The organism is Bradyrhizobium genosp. SA-4 str. CB756 (assembly GCF_000473125.1).
Classification (GTDB): domain Bacteria; phylum Pseudomonadota; class Alphaproteobacteria; order Rhizobiales; family Xanthobacteraceae; genus Bradyrhizobium; species Bradyrhizobium arachidis.
In genome coordinates this window covers 9,762,886-9,778,200 of sequence record NZ_KI421499.1, presented here as the reverse complement: position 1 = coordinate 9,778,200, position 15,315 = coordinate 9,762,886, and the positions used below count along the sequence as shown (strand labels likewise).

Sequence of the window (15,315 nt, the reverse complement as noted above, 5' to 3'; positions counted from 1 at the left end):
GTTGCCGCCGGTCGCAAGTGCAATCGCGGAGCGCCCTTCCCGTTTCCACGTCTTTCGACAAGCGTGAGCGGGATATGATGTTGAGTTAGCAGCAGGATTTATGCGCGCTCACCGCCATCAGATCGCCCTCGCCGCCGTTTCAGAAACTCCCTCGCTGCCTGCTCCATGATGTCCCAGGCCGCCCGATGCTCGTCGATGGCGACCTGCTTGATGTCGGCGATAACCTCCGGATGCATCATCGTCAGGAACTGAACCCTGTCCCCGATCGGGGTTCGCTTTCCCCGTTTCGGCGCCCTCTTTTTCCCGACCATCCATCCATCCGCTGCGCGAATCCCTGTCGTTAACCATACGGCGGCAGCGGCGCCGGCACCAGACTAGGTCGAGATCGTCTTATATAACAAGGCGATGGCTTCTTATATAAGAAGGAAGCGCTAAGCCCTTGACTCCAGCTGACCTTCCTGCTTTGACTGTTCTCGTTATGTTCACGGTGGCGTTGAGGTCGGGATGTCGGGCGTCGTTGGAAATTGGAGGGTTGAGCTCATCGAAGCTCACCGCGACCTCTTCGATCCGCCGGCCGACGCCCTGCTGGCGGCCCAAGGCTCGCCCGAATGCGATGCTGGCTGGCGCGACCTGCTCGATCGCCTGTGCGTCCGGATCCGGACGGCGGTCCAGACCGACCGCGGCACCTTCCGCTTCTCACAGATCAAGGAAAAGTACGGCACCCTTCGCGTCTACTGGGACGGCAGGCTGTCTCCGGAGGCCGACGCCAAGGTCGAGGAAGCCATCGATCTGGCCGAGGCGCGCAGCGCCGTCACGTGCGAGGTCTGCGGCGAGCCCGGCGTGCTGCACGGCCCTGGCTGGTTCACCACGCGCTGCGGGGCTCATGCCGAGGGTCGGCGGGCGATCGAGGCGCAGCCTGGAGACGATATCCATGTCATCGAGCGCGTTGTCGAAGGCCGCCGGCAGACGCTGCGCCGCCGCTACGACCGCGACAGCGACAGCTTCGTCGAGGTCGATCCGTTCACTCTGGGCCCCGAGGAGGACTGAGATGGCAATGGATTGGGGGCGCGACCTCATGCTTTGGCATCCGCGGTTGTTTCTGACGATGGCGGAGGAGCCCAGCCGCTCGATCGGCTACCCGCACTGTGAACGCGGGTGGCAGGACATCCTGGTGCGACTCTGTCGCCGGATCGAAATGGCGCTGCGCGGTCGCGGGACCTTCGAATTCGTCCGCATCGCGCAGAAGATGGGCATTCTCCGGATCGACTGGAGCGCCGAGGCTTCGCAGGACACCGAGTCCAAGATCGGGCATGCCGTCGATCTTGCCGTCGCCCGCTCAGCCTGCACCTGCGAAATCTGCGGCCGCGAGGGACGCCTGTACAACAACAAGGGCTGGCTCGAAACCCGCTGTACAGAACACGCCGTCGGCGAGCCCGTCCCGCCCCGGTACGGACCCGGCTTCGAGAACGTGCGCCGGCTGCGGAGATGGCGGGGCCAGGCCGACATGTACTTCGCGAGCTACGACCGCTCGACCGACACGCTGACCGAGGTGCCGCCGCCCTCGTTCGGACAGGAGGGATAGCGTTGGCCAAGTTTCGCTGCCGCGCATGCGGCAAGGAAGGCACCTGGGTCTACGACCCGAACCGCTTCACGTGCCCGGTCTGCGATTCGATCGATGTGCACTTCGAGGTCTCGAGGCAGGAGCTGCCGGATGACGACCCGGTGGCTCAGAAGATGGACGCGCTCGCCGAGGCGGAGCGCGAGAAGAGTTCCCAGAGCGGAGCGGAGGACTAGCGATATGGCCAGATTCCGCTGCGGCGCCTGCGGCAAAGACGGCGAGTTCACCTACGATCCGACGCAGCACAAATGTCCGCGCTGCGGCTCGAACGACGTCGTGTTCGCGCTCGCGATGGACGAGTTGCCGGATGAATTCGCGCAGGCGATCAGCCGGGCCGAGCCGCTGGACGACCATCCGAACGATGAGGACCGCTGACGTGCGCCTTTGGACCGTTTCCGATCTGCATCTCGAGATGACCCGCGGCTGGGACCTGCCGGCGCCGGCGGACCGCCCGGCGTTCGACGTCATGATCGTCGCCGGCGACCTAATCCCGCGCATGGAGAGGGGCGTCGCCTGGTTGCGCGAACGAGTCCAGGATCGGCCAGTGCTCTATATTCCCGGCAATCACGAATTTTACGGTTGCGACATCGACAGGACGGTCGAGAAGGCGCACGCCGCCGCAGCCGGGACGAACATCCACGTACTGCAGAACGATGCTGTCACCATCGACGGCATCACCTTCCTCGGCGCCACGTTGTGGACGGACTTCGATCTGTTCGACGACCCGGCCTACGCGATGTCTGTCGCTGGCGACGTCATGAACGACTACCGCAAGATCAGGCACGGCAACTACGAATTCCGCCTGCGTCCGGAGCACACGCTGTCGCGGCACCTGCAGTCGCGCGACTTCATCGCGCGCGAGCTGCGCAAGGACGGCCGGCATGTCGTCGTCACGCACATGGGGCCGGTGCCGGAGGCGACGCGGCGCGGCTGCGAGCGCGACATCTCGTCGGCCGCGTACACCAGCGATCTCCGAGGCGTGATCCGCGAGGGTGCGCCCGAACTTTGGGCGTTCGGCCACACGCACGAAAGCCGCGATTTCGAGGTACGCAGCACGCGCATGGTCAGCAACGCCAAGGGCTACGGCCCCTGGCCCGGCCAGCAGGCCACCTGGGACAATCCGAACTTCGATCCGAACTTCGTCATCGAAATCTAACCGAGGGGACGGCCATGACCGACGCCGACAGCGAGAAGCACATCACCGAAACGCGCCCCGCCCTTTCCATGGTTTCGGATGCTTTCGCATGTTCCGCCCCAAGGCCCGCAGCGGCCACCCCCATCTCTTCTCGTCCGCCAAAACCGCGTCCCCGGTCCCAGCTCGTCACGCTGCGCTCCGAGAAGCGCTCGCGCACGCATCGCTCGATCCGACGGTGCTCGCGATCTCACACGTTGCGTCGGCGCATGCTGGGTCCCCGCAAGTAGCGGTCGAGGTCGACGCCGTCGTTCTGACGAGGAACGACGGCCGCTTCTACCTCGACGTGGTCCCGGCCCGGCGGGTCCGAGACCTCGACGAAGAAGGCCTTGCCTTGATCGCGCTGCGCGAGCTCGGCCTGCAGCAGCTCGTCGTCACGGCCGAGGATCTGCGGTCCGAACCGCGCCGGTCCAACGTCCGCCTGGTCTGGTCCTACAAGGACCGGCCAGTCGCCGTCCCGCTACGCCTTCGCATCCTCAAAACTCTTGTCGACGAGGGGCCGATGCAGCTTTCCCAACTGCTCGAAATGGTCCGCAGCGACCTCGATCCCTCGCCGGCGGTGATGTCACTCGCCTGCTCCGATCTCCTCGAACTCGACCTGAGGTCCGAACCGCTCGGACCGTCCACCATCGTGAGGTCTCGCACATGAAGAAGACGACACGACGTCCCTCGCCCGGCATCACGGTCCGCATGGCGCCCAAGCGTCTCGTCGACCAGCGCTGCCTGCCATCGGGCTCGGTTCTGATCGACCGCGTCTTCGACCGGAAACTCGGCCGCTTCGAGGAGCCTGAGGACGAGCCCGAGATCGAGGGAAATTTCTACCTGGATCCGGAGGAAGCTCCCCCGCCTGCCCGGGGCGCGCGGCAAGAGGCCATGGCGGCCGTCGTCGGGGCGGCGTTCGAGGCCGCAGCGTCTCCCGATCTGCGGCGCAAGTTGCGCCACGGCCAGGCGCTTTCCGTCATCATCCTGGTGCCGACTGTTGCCTGGGTTCTGCCGGTCTCGGACCACTTCCGCCGCGCCTTCGGCGACCGCTGGCTGCAGCACACAAGGAGCGGTCCGAACTTGCATGGCGTAGGAGGCTCATCCGGCTCGAGCGCGGTGTCGGCGGCCTTGTCCGGCGGCCGGTCTGTGGTGGGCATTTCCGCCGACGTCGGCCTGCTTCCCCGGGCCCTGGTCGGCGCCGCGGACCTCACGATCCGGCTTGCGCCTCCGACCGGCGCCGTCGTCAAGGCGGCGATCGGGCGCTTCGCCGGGCGGGCCCCGGTCGAGATCGACGACGCCACCCTCGCCGAGCTCGACCTCGACGACCTGCTCGCGGCCTTCCGTCCCGGAACGGGCGCGCAACGCATCGCACAACGGCTCGCGGCGGCGACAGCCGCCCTGAGGGCAATCACCGATATCAAGGAGGACAACACATGCTCGTCGTGAAAGTAGAACTCTGGCCGTCAGGCAACGGCGCGCTGCGTCAGCCGATCGGCACGATGCATATCGGGAACGTGAGCAACCTGGCCGACCTGAGCGACTACCAGGTCATCGCCATGGAGACCGCCAATCCTTTGACCGGCACGCCGCCCGGCATCGCAAGATTTTCCGTCCTGGCCCATGCGCGCCGGCAGCGCGTCTGGGCTCTTCTTCAGCGCGCATGCGAAGCGGCGATGGCCGCCGACTGGACCAAAGTCTGAGGCGGAGAGCAGCAATCATGTGGCTTCAGAACCAATTAGACGGCTTCCGCAGCGCCAAAAAAATGGAGCGCGCGGGATACTCTTCGGCCCCTCGAGAGGAAGAATCGGTCCCCGGGCAGCGGGGACGCCGAAGTTTTCCACGCCTTTGTCGACCCCTGTTGAAATCCGATTTTCGAGGCGTGCCGGCGAAGCGCAGCAGCCGAAAATTGCTCGCCCGCTCCACCGGTCGGCGGAGTCCGATCGCGTTGGGATTTCAAGGATTCGAATTCCGGGCCGGCAAAGAGGAAGTTTCGATTCCGCGGCCTCGGAGCGCAGGCTCGCATCACGCGACGTACTGCAAGTCACAAGCCGGCTTGCGGCCGTGCGATCGGCCCCGAAAGCGGCGTCGCCGGTGCCTCCGCGAGCCTGTGCGGCGCCGCCCAATCTACGATCGTCACTTTCGAGAATACAACTGTCTGGTTGAATCCGGCCAAGAATCCGATTGCGCCGGGCAATCGCGATCGTCACCTTCCCGCTCGTAGACGCAACCCAGGGCCCAACCGGAAAGGAGACGGACAACCCCGATAGGCCCGAACGAAAAAGGCGACCCTGCGCTAACAGGGCCGCCCTTCGTCAGGGGTAGGCCGAACCTGGAGAGAAACCAGGGGCGCGCGCAGACCACCTCACAGAGGCCCGCAGTCGAGCAGCTCGACGCGGGAAAGGCAAGTCTGCGCGCGCCCGGTTTCTCTCAGATCCCCGCAATTCACCGCTCACCGACGGGAACAACCTTCCCGGCGACCGGCGGAGTCTTGCCCGGGCCCGGCCGATCCGCAGCACTATGTCCAAGAAGCGTCCCAAACTTGAATCCGTCCGGATCGTCCGCGCGAAGGGCGGCGGTCCGATCAGGACCGTCATCCAGGCCGTGCGGAAGATTCCGACCGGCGACTTTCCTTCGCTGAAGGTCGGCAGGCCGCTGCCCTGGGAGGGCATTCCCGAACGCCACTTCCTGTGGGTCTGCGAGGCGGACTGGAACGTCCGCAAGTTCATGACGCAGCCTATGCGGATCGAATTCCACATGAGCGACGGCAGCGTGCTCATCTACTTCCCCGACGTCGAGCGCCTGCTCGCCGACACCGCGATCGAGGTCGTCGAGATCAAGAAGAAGGAAGACGAGGCGCGGAAGGATCCCGAGTACGCGTTCAAGCTCTGGCTGGCCCGCCGGGTGTGCGAGCTCCGCGGCTGGAAATTCCGCATCGTCACCGCCGAAAAGTATCTCGCCGAAGGCCACCGCCTGGCCAACTCGAGGCTGATCAGGATGGACCGGTTCACCGCCATCTCGGCGGAGGACTACATCCGCCTCGGCGACGCGTTCCGGCGCACCGGCGCCGAGATCACATGGGGCGAGGCCGTCGCCGTCCTCAGCCGCACCGATGACGAGTGGAGCCCGAACGGCCTCGCGCGATTGCGTGCGCTGATCGTCCGCCGTCACGTTCGCATCGACATCGATCTCCGCATCACCCAGCAGACGCCGGTCATCCTGACCGAGAGCGCCGCCATTCAGGTCGGCAAGTAAGGAGTCCCCAAATGTCCCAGCATCTCTCGCGCCCGCAATCGACCGTGGCCATCGACGCCGAAACCCGGATGATCCTCGGTCATCATATCGACTTCGAGCCGCCCGGCATCCGTACCGCGCTGCTCGCGATGCAGCAGGCCATCCAGAACGCCGATCCTTGGTACGGCTGGGGCCGCCCCGCGGAAATCCTGATCGACCGGTCGGGCGAGTTGCAGTCGGCCTCGCTGCGGCAAGCGCTGAGCCGGCTCGAGAACGACACCACGCCCAAGACCGATCCGCAGTCCTGAGTGCCCGCATGCCCACGATCGACATCAAGAAAGGCGACCTGATCCAGCACTTCGAGAAGGGGCTCTGCAGCTTCGACCGCTGGAAGGCCTTCAACGTGATGTGCTTCGAAAAGGTGGGCGGCGGCGAGGTCAAGTTGCCCGAGCACAAGTTCAACGAACTGCACGCGTTGCGCAAGATCAGGATGGTCGAACAGGACAAGGACGGCAATCCGATCGAACTCCGCGAATTCGGCCCCGACGAGTTGTGGACCGACTCCGGCGACGCCGAGCAGGCGAAGCTCACGCCCGAAGGCCGCAAGGCCCTTGCCCGGCAGTTCTACACCAGGAAGTGGGACGAAGAGGGCAACGGCACGCTGGGCGACGTGGGCCTGCAGAGGGTCATCAACAAGTGGCGGAAGAGGGTCTTCAAGCTCGAATACGAAACCAACGAGATCGAGGAGGGCGAAAGCGAGCCGTACCGAGTTAAGGTCGCTCGTCTCCGCCACTGCGTCAAACATTGCGGCCGGCCCGGCGCGCGCCCCCTCGAGGCCTTCAGGGACAACCGCGGCAAGAACTCGCCGCGCCGGCTCGCCGACGAGATCGAGACCGAGATCCCCAAGGCCATCGACCACTATTACAGCGCACGCGGGGTCGACTACAACGACGCCTATGGTCGCTTCCGCGAAGCGATCAAGCAGCTCAACAAGAAGCGACCCGAGACCGAGCAGCTCAAGTATCCGCGACCGGAGGTACTACGGCGGCGCATCAACGATGCGCTGACCTTCGACAACTGGGCCCGCAAGACCAGCCGCAGCGAGGCCTGGCGCAAGATCCACGGCCACCGCGGGCATATCGCGGCGGAGCGGCCGCTCGAACTCGCCATCATCGACAGCACCCCGCTCGATGTCCATGTGCTCGACAGCAAGCGCCTGCTGCCGCTGGGCCGGCCGTATCTCACGGTCTGCCTGGACGTCTATAGCCGGCTGCTGCTGGGCTTCTTCATCACGTTCGAACCGCCGAGCCTGTACTCGGTGTTGGCCACGCTCAAGCGGGTCAACCGCCACAAGGGGTACGTGCAGAAGCTCTATCCCCAGATCAGGAAACCCTGGGACGGCTGGGGGCATCCGACGGAGATCCTGGTGGATCGCGACTGGTCTCAACAGTCGCCTTCGTTTCAGCACTCGATGGCCGAACTCGGCACGGAGGTCCACTACGCGCCGGCGGACACGCCGCAATACAAGGCGATCTGCGAGCGCCTCTTCGACACCATCAACAAGGGGCTCATCCACAAGCTCGCCGGCGCCGTGCGCTACAACGTCTATGTCATGCGCCAGGTCGGCCTCGACCCCGCAAAAGGCGCGCTGATCACGCTCGAAGACCTCAACGAGCTGCTCCACGAATGGAACGAGGTCTACAGCTACCGCCCTCACGATGGCATCAACGCCGTCCCTGCACGCGTCTGGCAGGAAGGACTCGCAATCCAGCGCCGCCGCTGGATCAAGGACGTCGCCGCCCTCGATCATGTGCTCGGCGCCGTCCACACCGCGAGCATCTCCGGCAACGGCATCAAATTCAAGAACATGCGCTGGCACGACGAAGCCGTCACCTCGCTGCTCCTGAACGATCTCGTCCGCTTCGAGAAGAAGCGCTCTCAGGATCCGCGCACCTTCGGCCAGTCGCGCGCACGCGTCGTCGTGAAGTTCAATCCCGCCGATGCATCGAGCATCAGCGTCTGGAATCGCGGCGGGGAGCCGCGCCCCTACTGGGTGAGGATGCCCAACGTCAACGCCGAGGCCTTGAAGGGCCTGACGTTCTGGCATCTCGATCGAATCCGCGAATTTGCGAAGGAACGAGATCTCGAGTTCAGCCCTGAGGATGATCGCTGGGACGCCGCCAACAGGCTGCGCAACCACTGGGAGACGCTGGCGGGCCAAATGCCCATGCGCCAGAGCCGCCAGGCTCGTCGCGGCCTCGCCTTCGAACTCGGCCAGTTCGACGACACCACGGTCAACGAGCCCATCGACATCACCATCGACGACATCAAGGACGTCGAGGCCGAAGCCTCGACCGCCGGGCTCAACAAGGTCGAGCCGGAGGGCGTCCCCGACCAGATCGCCGCCGAGCTGCTCGACCGCGACAACAAGCCGAACAAGGGCCGCACCCCCAGCAAGGTCGCGGTCGCGAAAGGCCAGCGGACCGTGACGCGCAAAAAGGCGGAGCAAGAGCGCGCCGAGCACGAAGCCTACGTCAAGGAAGCGCGGGGCGATCCGACCGGCCAGCCCAAGGCGCGCGGCTCCCCCGTCATGGACGACGACACCGACGACGAGGGCTGGACCGAGGCCACCGAGGCCCCGACCACGGCCCCCATCGAGCCACCCGACGACGAATTCGCAGACGACGAAGGCTGGTAGCAGCAAAAAGGACTGGAAGACATGCGTAACCTCATCCGGAATATCATCGAACGACTGCGCGGCTTCATCCGCAACGACGCACACGACACGACCGAGCCCAAGGTCAACGACTCCACGCACCCGATCTCCGACGAGGCCGAACTCGACGTCGATCGCGGCTACACCAGCACCGCCGTGCTGACGCCGTCCGGCATCCTCTTCAAGGGGATCCGCTACAACAGCGCCGCGCTCGCCGACATGCTGCCGAGGATGCCATCCCGCAGCCGCGTCGAGGTCAGGATCAAGGATCCGTCCGACGCCTCCAGTATCTTCGTGTGGGACGGCACAGCCCACCCGGCTCCACGCTGGATCACGGTGCCGGCGGTGGACGTTCCGGAGAAGATGTCGTTCGCAGAGCACGCGCGGCTGCGCGATTACGCAAAGAGCCGGGACCTCGCGTTCGGCTCCGAAACCGAGCGGGCGGAAGCGCTGCAAAGGCTTAGGCGGCAGTGGCAGGAGCTCGCCGAACCGCCGCCCATGCGCGAGCGCCGGACCGCGAGTGCGTGTGGCGACCCGACCAAGGACGACATCGGGATCGCACCGACCGAATCGATCTCGTTCTCGGCGGCCGAGAAGCTCCCGAAGGATCGCAAGCCGGGCAAGCCCGCTCTCGCCAAAGCCAAGCGCACGAAGGCGCGCAAGATGGCCGAAGCCAAGGCGAAGGTCCCCACCCGAGTTTCCCGCACCAAGCGCAAGTAACAGGAGTACACGATATGACCGCCAAGGAACTCGCCGACGCACATCAGCGCTTGCGCGCCTTCAGGAAGATTCTCATCAAGCATCCCCGCCTCGACGTGGTCAGAGGCAAGATCCATTGGCTGTTGACCGAGACCGCGAGCGTCGTCGAGGACAATGAGGCGCGCCGCGTGGCCGCGCGCCTCCGCCCCATCAAGATGGAAGAGCTCTGGATCCTGCCCATCGTCGGTCCTTCCGGCGCCATGAAGAGCACCTCGATCCGCATGGTGGTGGACGAGATCAACGTCGACGAGCGCTTCCCGGCCGACGACATCCCGGTGATGGTGGTGTCCATGCGCGAAGTGAAGAACACCCGCGCTTTCCTGGGCGTCGTTCTGGAGCACTATGGCGATGCCGCCAAAGACGTCGTCCCGAAGTCGGGCCCCATCGACGCCCAGGTCGTGACGCGCGCGATCTATCACATCGCGCGATCCCGCCGCACGCTGCTCCTGATCATCGATGAAGCCCACGAGCTGCTGCGTCACGACGGCGGCAAGACCGGCACGGCCATGGCGATGATGCTCAAGTCGCTCGTCAATGAGGGCGCGTTCAGCATCGTGCTGGTCGGCACCGACGAGATGCTGCAGCTCTTCCACATCTCCAAGGAGCTCAAGAACCGCTGCGTTCCCGAGGAAGTTACGCTCCAGGCCTGCGATATCAAAACGGGGAAAGACCGCTACTATTTCTTCAAGTTCCTCAAGCGCATCGAAGAGGAAATGGTCGCGGCCGGCGTGGTCGACACGGCTCTCGGCTGGGTCGATACGCTCGAGGATCGCGCCAAGATCTTCGACATGTGCGAGGGAATTCCCGGAGTGGCGTGCCGCGTGCTGCGCATGGCGCTCGAGCGCGCTTTCCGCAACGGCCGCTCGTCCCTCGAATGGAGCGATATCGAATCCTCCTTCCGAGCGTTCAACAACAATCAGAAGAAGCCTGGCTTCGATCCGTTCGCCGAGGGTCCGAAGAAGGACACGCTCGCGCGCCTCAAGGCGGAGGCCGAGGCCAAGAAGAAGTCCGGCGGCAAGAAGGCGGCCTGATGCTCGCGAGCCCGCCCCGGAAATTCATCGCGACCGTCGGCGCCCCGTTCGCCGACGAGAGCCTGCGCGGCTATCTCGGCCGCGCGCTGTCGGTGACTGCCGTCAGGAACGTCGTCAAGATGCTGAAGCTCGCCGATGCCATCAAGCCCAACGCGGTGGCGCTCGCGACGACCCTGACGGACGAAGACGAGATCGCGCGCATCGCCGCGCTGATCGGATGCACGCCCCAGGACATCGTCGCGCGCACGTACCGGACGGGCGAGTTCGCGCATTCCGGCTCCGAAAGCATCGACTTCTTCGACACCCAGGTCCGGCTTCACTTCCGCGAATGCAAATTCAGGCGGGTGTCGCCGCGCGCGCTCGAGACCGCCCAGTATCACCGGGCGATCTGGGAGCTCCGCCCCATCGCCTTCGACCCGCAGACCAGGGAGAAGCTGCTCGGCGTCTGCCCGGCCTGCGACCGCAAGCTCGGCTGGCTGCGCGCCGACGTGCCGACTCTCTGCGACAAGTGCGACGTCGATTTGCGAGATTTCCCGCAGCCGGTCTCGCCCGTCGAAGACGAGGAGGCCTACAACTTCGTGGTCGGCCTGATCGATCCGGATCCGACCAAGAAGGCAGCGGCCCGCCGACTGCTGCCGGACGCGTGGCGCGAGTTCTCCAGCGGCGACCTGTTCGAGACCGCAATCGCGCTGGCGTCCGGCCTGACGATCGATCCGGCCCGGACGGCGAAGAGCGCCCAGGGCCGCGGCAAGAGCACCGAGCAGTTCGAGGCTCTGACGCCCGAACTGCTCGCCCTCGCCGGCCGCGCCATCATCGGCGGCGAGGCCGGCTTCGCCGCCCTGTCCGGACGCTACCGCGCCGACATGGAGGAGCGGCCCCAGCACTACGGGAGGAGGAAGGAGCTGGGGCCCCTCGCCTACATCACCTACGACAAGCACATCGAGCCGAAGATCCGGGACCTGCTCGGCGCCCTGATCGACGCCGACATGAAGACCACCTCCCGCGATCACTCGCTGCGCAGGGGCGCGGACGCGGACAGCTCGATGCTGTCGATTCAGCAGCTCGCGGCGACCTTCGGCGTCGAGCGCCCGATCCTGCAGCGCCTGGCCAACAGCGGCCTCGTTCCGGTGGTCCGCGCGCAGAACGTCCAGTCGCCGGTCCGGATGGCGGTCCACGACGTCATGCCGTTGCTGTTGCAGATGAAGGACGCCGTCAGCGAGACCGTAGCGGCCGGCCTGCTCGGGCTCCCGCCGACCGTGCTGCCGAGCCTGGTCGACCGTGGCCTGATCCGTCGCCTTGAGGGGCCGATCTGCGGCCTAGTCTCCGGATATGCCGGCTACAGCAAGTCCTCGATCGAAGACCTGATGGACAAGGTGTTGTCCGCGGCCCGCCCCGCCGGCGACAAGGGCCGCTCGATCGCGGTCGCGGCCCGCTCCATCGGCGCCGGCGAGACGCCCTGGGCCGCGATCCTCTCGGCCATTGTCGCCGGCGACGTCGAGGTCTTCGACAAGGACACCAGGCGCCGCAACCTGCGCTTCAGCCTCGCCGTCGAGGACATCGACGCGTTCGTGGCCGGCGTCGCTGGACACCTGCACGGCGATCCCTCCGACTCCCAGCCGCCGGAATGGATCGCCCAGTCGACCTCGGCCGAAATCCTGCACGTGAACGTCGCCTTCCTCTCCCGCCTCGCCCGCACCAGGCCGGACCTGCTGCAGCAGCGCGGCCCCGGCTACACGCCCTACGCGGCGGTCGAAGTCCACGCCCTCGCCGGCGTCTACATCTTCGTCGCCGAAATCAGCCACCGAAGCGGGATGCACCCCCGGAGCGTGCCGGCCTGGCTGCGGTCCAACCGCGTCCATCCGGACATCGCCCTGCAGGAGAACCGCGACTTCGGATATCTCCGTCTCGCCGTCGAGCCGCTGCTGATCGAGTTCATCGGCGAGACCGCCGGGAAGAAGGCCGCACTTGCGGTGGCGCCCGAGACCGTGCGCACCAGGTTCATCGCCGCGGTCGCCGCCGGCGCCGGGCCGAAGGCCACGGCCGAAGCGATGGGGCTTCCGTACCGCGAGGCTAGGCGCTGGATCGAGGTCTGGCGAAAGACCGGAGCCGTCGCGCAGCGCAAGTTCGGCTACCGCTCCAAGCTCGACGAGCAGGAAGACTTCCTCCGCCAGCTAGTCGCCGAACGCCCGAACATCAAGCTCGCGGAGGTCCACGACGCGACCACCGGCCGTGGCGTCAAGACCAGCAAGACCGCGGTCTGGAATGCGCTCGAGCGCTTCGGAATCAAGCTCGCCGACCGCGACGCCCGGCATGCCGCGGACGTCCAGAAGCTCCCCTCCGAATCCTAGAAACGAAGAAAGGAATGCGAATGAAGTCCAACAGCACTTTCATGCCGAACAAGCCCGCCCATCAGATGATGCGCCCCAATGTGGCCTGGGCGGTCGATTTCGCGGTGCTCGATTTCGCTCATCGCCCCCTCGTCATGCTGGTCGTCGACGTCGGCACGCGCCGTCCGCTGAGCGCGACGATGTCCCTCGCGATTGCCGACGACGTCGTCGCCACGCTGGAGCGCCTGGCCCGGCGGTCAGGATATCCGCAGGAGCTCTGGGTCGACCATGGCCGTGAAGACCACTTCCGCCCGATCCAGACCTGGTCGGAGCGGCACCGCATCACGGTCACCTACGGGCCGTCGCGGCGGACGAAGGCAGCCGCCGAGCGGCCCCTGCGCGACCTCAGCGCCTCCCTCCGCGACAAGCGCTTCCCGACGCTCTTGGAGCTCGGCCACGAGATCGAGCGCTGGCGGCAGTCCTACGCCCCGGCCGCCCCCACCATTCCCGACGTCAACCAGTAAGGGGAGTACACGATGATCATCATGACCGAAGAGCGCATGAAGGGCCTGACGAAGCGGCTGCGCCGGGTACTGCGCGAGCTCGGCGTCGAGCTCAGGCATACCGATTGCCTCAAGCTGGCGGCCCGCCTGTGCGGCTTCGATGACTGGTACCATTACCTCAAGCGCGACCTCGATGCGCCGCTCAGCCTGCTCGACCACGACCTCTCGGAGGAGGCGTTCGCCGCTCGCGACGCGTTCCAGATGTCCGTGCTGCTGTCCGCCGGATTGGGCGAGGTCGCGCGGGAAGTCCTGGACCGCGCGAATCCCACCGGCTCCTGGGCCCAGCAGGCTCCGGAGGTGCCGACGATCCAGACCGTCGGCGGCAACGACCCGGGCCGCTGGAGCGAGGACGTGCCCGCGCCGGCCGAGGGCTAGTTCGGCCAGGGCGTCCGCCAGAACGGCGAACGCCCTCAGGCGCCCTCTGGGTCAGATTTCAGGACTTCGTCGTCAGGAGGTGCGTTTCCGCCGACGAGGGCGGGCGACGGAACAGGTGGACAAGCTGCGGCCCTGCCGTTTCCGAATCCCTGTCCCGTGCTAACCGCCGGAACGAACCAGGGGGCGCCGGGATTCGCCCCGGTAGGAGCGGCCTCGATGGTGATGACGAAGGAAAAGCGGCCAGCGATCCGGACGCTGCGCGGCTGGGCGATCTCGCGGCTACAGGAAGCAGGCGCCATCCGCGAATGCGAGAAGCACGGCTGGATGCAGGATCGTGGCGACCCGCACGCCCGCGAGCGCGCCGTCGACATCGCGCGTCGCGATCCGCCGCCCGGCATCTCTTCGGATGAGGCCGTCACTGAGGTCCGCGATGTGCTGGATTCGATCGGCGACACCTGCCCGGAGTGCTCGTCCGAGGACTGACGCCCTCCGGAGCAAGATCTATCCTCGGAGCGTCGCCGTTCTCAGTTCCACGGATGGACAGGCGGACTCGATTGCTCCAAATTTGGTGACGCAATCCCGCAGTCGGAGTCAGGTGAACGTGCGTAGACCCCGGAAGGCCGCCAAGCCCGAGCATCCCAAGTACGAAGAGCGCATCATTCTCTTTCTGGACTTTCTTGGGTTCAAAGAGATCGTGGAGGGGACTGTAGGCAACCCGACGAATCTTGAGGTCCTACTCGGCGCGATCGACCGACTCTATCAAATCGGAGACGACGACAAAGACCTCTACGCTTCCGTGAGCGCGACTACGTTTTCGGATTCGGTCGTGCTGTCGTATGCGGTACGCGAACAATCCGCCGTTTTCTACCTTCTTCTCGATATCGCCTTCGCAATCATTGACCTCGCAATCCGCGGATTTCTCGTCAGGGGCGCAGTCACGATCGGAGAACTCGTCCATACCGAGAAATACCTCGTTGGCCCGGCGATGGTGAAGGCATATGAGATGGAATCGAAAGAGGCCAAGTTTCCGCGCGTCCTGCTGGATCCACGCCTTGTCGAGATCGCGAGGAAAGCGCACGCCGACCATCACGACCCGGAAGACGAAGCTGCCTACGTCAAGCTGTTCATGACGAAAGATCGCGACGGGAAGCATTTCATCGACTACGTCTCTTGGGACGCGGTGGTGAGAGTGACCGGCATGGACGACGAGGGATACCCGAGTTACCTGGGCGACATTTCAACGATCCTACGTCGCGGTCTCGAGAAGTCGCATCCGGGCGTACTCGAGAAGTATCTATGGATTCACGGTCAATATATCGCCGCGATCGCCTCATTCGAGGATCTAAAGCCCGACCACCCCTACAGGATTGAGAGTCCCGAGAACTATGAGGCGGTGATCGACCTGCCCAAGCTTGAGGATGAGGCGAATCGCGCCAGGCGCGCCGTAGCGGACGCCTCGAAGCTCGCTAAGGTCAGCATTCAAGCTTGACCCGCGCGGAGTGTGTCACCGGCGCCGGGCGC

The 15,315-nt window shown here is 65.5% G+C and carries 19 protein-coding genes; 18 read left to right on the top strand and 1 reads right to left on the bottom strand.

Features of this window, described 5'->3' with window-relative positions; translation table 11 throughout:
* Positions 1-98: 98 nt before the first annotated feature.
* On the bottom strand, positions 99-311 hold the full coding sequence (locus BRAGE_RS0147345; RefSeq protein ID WP_027562678.1) for a hypothetical protein: 213 nt from the start codon (positions 309-311) through the stop codon (positions 99-101).
* A gap of 193 nt (positions 312-504) precedes the next feature.
* Between BRAGE_RS0147345 and BRAGE_RS52060 the strand changes: the two genes are divergently transcribed.
* The 18 genes from BRAGE_RS52060 (at position 505) to BRAGE_RS0147255 (ending at position 15,283) form a co-directional block, all read left to right on the top strand.
* A complete protein-coding gene (locus BRAGE_RS52060; protein WP_051378387.1) occupies positions 505-1,047 on the top strand; it encodes a hypothetical protein in 543 nt (180 codons plus the stop codon).
* Between the two features lies 1 nt (position 1,048).
* Complete coding sequence (locus BRAGE_RS0147335; RefSeq protein ID WP_035730803.1) at positions 1,049-1,582, top strand: hypothetical protein; 534 nt, start codon at positions 1,049-1,051, stop codon at positions 1,580-1,582.
* Between the two features lie 2 nt (positions 1,583-1,584).
* Positions 1,585-1,794, top strand: coding sequence for a hypothetical protein (locus BRAGE_RS0147330; protein ID WP_027562676.1), 210 nt, complete (start codon positions 1,585-1,587; stop codon positions 1,792-1,794).
* Between the two features lie 4 nt (positions 1,795-1,798).
* A complete protein-coding gene (locus BRAGE_RS0147325; RefSeq protein ID WP_027562675.1) occupies positions 1,799-1,993 on the top strand; it encodes a hypothetical protein in 195 nt (64 codons plus the stop codon).
* A gap of 1 nt (position 1,994) precedes the next feature.
* Complete coding sequence (locus BRAGE_RS0147320; RefSeq protein ID WP_027562674.1) at positions 1,995-2,774, top strand: metallophosphoesterase; 780 nt, start codon at positions 1,995-1,997, stop codon at positions 2,772-2,774.
* A gap of 88 nt (positions 2,775-2,862) precedes the next feature.
* The gene (locus BRAGE_RS0147315) at positions 2,863-3,459 is read left to right on the top strand and encodes a hypothetical protein (protein ID WP_027562673.1); all 597 of its coding nucleotides are present in this window, start codon (positions 2,863-2,865) and stop codon (positions 3,457-3,459) included.
* On the top strand, positions 3,456-4,238 hold the full coding sequence (locus BRAGE_RS0147310) for a hypothetical protein (RefSeq protein WP_027562672.1): 783 nt from the start codon (positions 3,456-3,458) through the stop codon (positions 4,236-4,238). The genes BRAGE_RS0147315 and BRAGE_RS0147310 overlap by 4 nt, the downstream gene beginning before the upstream one ends.
* Complete coding sequence (locus BRAGE_RS0147305) at positions 4,226-4,492, top strand: hypothetical protein (protein ID WP_027562671.1); 267 nt, start codon at positions 4,226-4,228, stop codon at positions 4,490-4,492. Before BRAGE_RS0147310 ends, BRAGE_RS0147305 begins: the two co-directional genes overlap by 13 nt.
* 817 nt (positions 4,493-5,309) lie before the next feature.
* Positions 5,310-6,044 carry a TnsA endonuclease N-terminal domain-containing protein gene (locus BRAGE_RS0147300; RefSeq protein ID WP_027562670.1) on the top strand — a complete coding sequence of 245 codons (735 nt, stop codon included), beginning with the start codon at positions 5,310-5,312 and terminating at the stop codon, positions 6,042-6,044.
* 11 nt (positions 6,045-6,055) lie between these two features.
* On the top strand, positions 6,056-6,331 hold the full coding sequence (locus tag BRAGE_RS0147295; protein ID WP_027562669.1) for a hypothetical protein: 276 nt from the start codon (positions 6,056-6,058) through the stop codon (positions 6,329-6,331).
* A gap of 8 nt (positions 6,332-6,339) precedes the next feature.
* On the top strand, positions 6,340-8,721 hold the full coding sequence (locus BRAGE_RS0147290) for a DDE-type integrase/transposase/recombinase (protein ID WP_027562668.1): 2,382 nt from the start codon (positions 6,340-6,342) through the stop codon (positions 8,719-8,721).
* 21 nt (positions 8,722-8,742) lie between these two features.
* A complete protein-coding gene (locus BRAGE_RS51495; RefSeq protein ID WP_035730800.1) occupies positions 8,743-9,459 on the top strand; it encodes a Mu transposase C-terminal domain-containing protein in 717 nt (238 codons plus the stop codon).
* A 14-nt stretch (positions 9,460-9,473) separates the two neighbouring features.
* Positions 9,474-10,529 carry an ATP-binding protein gene (locus BRAGE_RS0147280; RefSeq protein ID WP_027562667.1) on the top strand — a complete coding sequence of 352 codons (1,056 nt, stop codon included), beginning with the start codon at positions 9,474-9,476 and terminating at the stop codon, positions 10,527-10,529.
* Complete coding sequence (locus BRAGE_RS0147275; RefSeq protein WP_027562666.1) at positions 10,529-12,877, top strand: hypothetical protein; 2,349 nt, start codon at positions 10,529-10,531, stop codon at positions 12,875-12,877. Before BRAGE_RS0147280 ends, BRAGE_RS0147275 begins: the two co-directional genes overlap by 1 nt.
* A 20-nt stretch (positions 12,878-12,897) precedes the next feature.
* Positions 12,898-13,380, top strand: a complete 483-nt coding sequence (locus BRAGE_RS0147270) for a DDE-type integrase/transposase/recombinase (protein WP_027562665.1) — start codon at positions 12,898-12,900, stop codon at positions 13,378-13,380.
* A 12-nt stretch (positions 13,381-13,392) separates the two neighbouring features.
* Entirely contained in the window at positions 13,393-13,794 is a 402-nt protein-coding gene (locus BRAGE_RS0147265) for a hypothetical protein (RefSeq protein WP_027562664.1), read from the top strand.
* 216 nt (positions 13,795-14,010) lie between these two features.
* Complete coding sequence (locus BRAGE_RS0147260; protein WP_027562663.1) at positions 14,011-14,277, top strand: hypothetical protein; 267 nt, start codon at positions 14,011-14,013, stop codon at positions 14,275-14,277.
* A gap of 118 nt (positions 14,278-14,395) precedes the next feature.
* Positions 14,396-15,283 (top strand): hypothetical protein, encoded by an 888-nt coding sequence (locus tag BRAGE_RS0147255; RefSeq protein WP_141263223.1) that lies wholly within the window; start codon positions 14,396-14,398, stop codon positions 15,281-15,283.
* Positions 15,284-15,315: the final 32 nt, after the last annotated feature.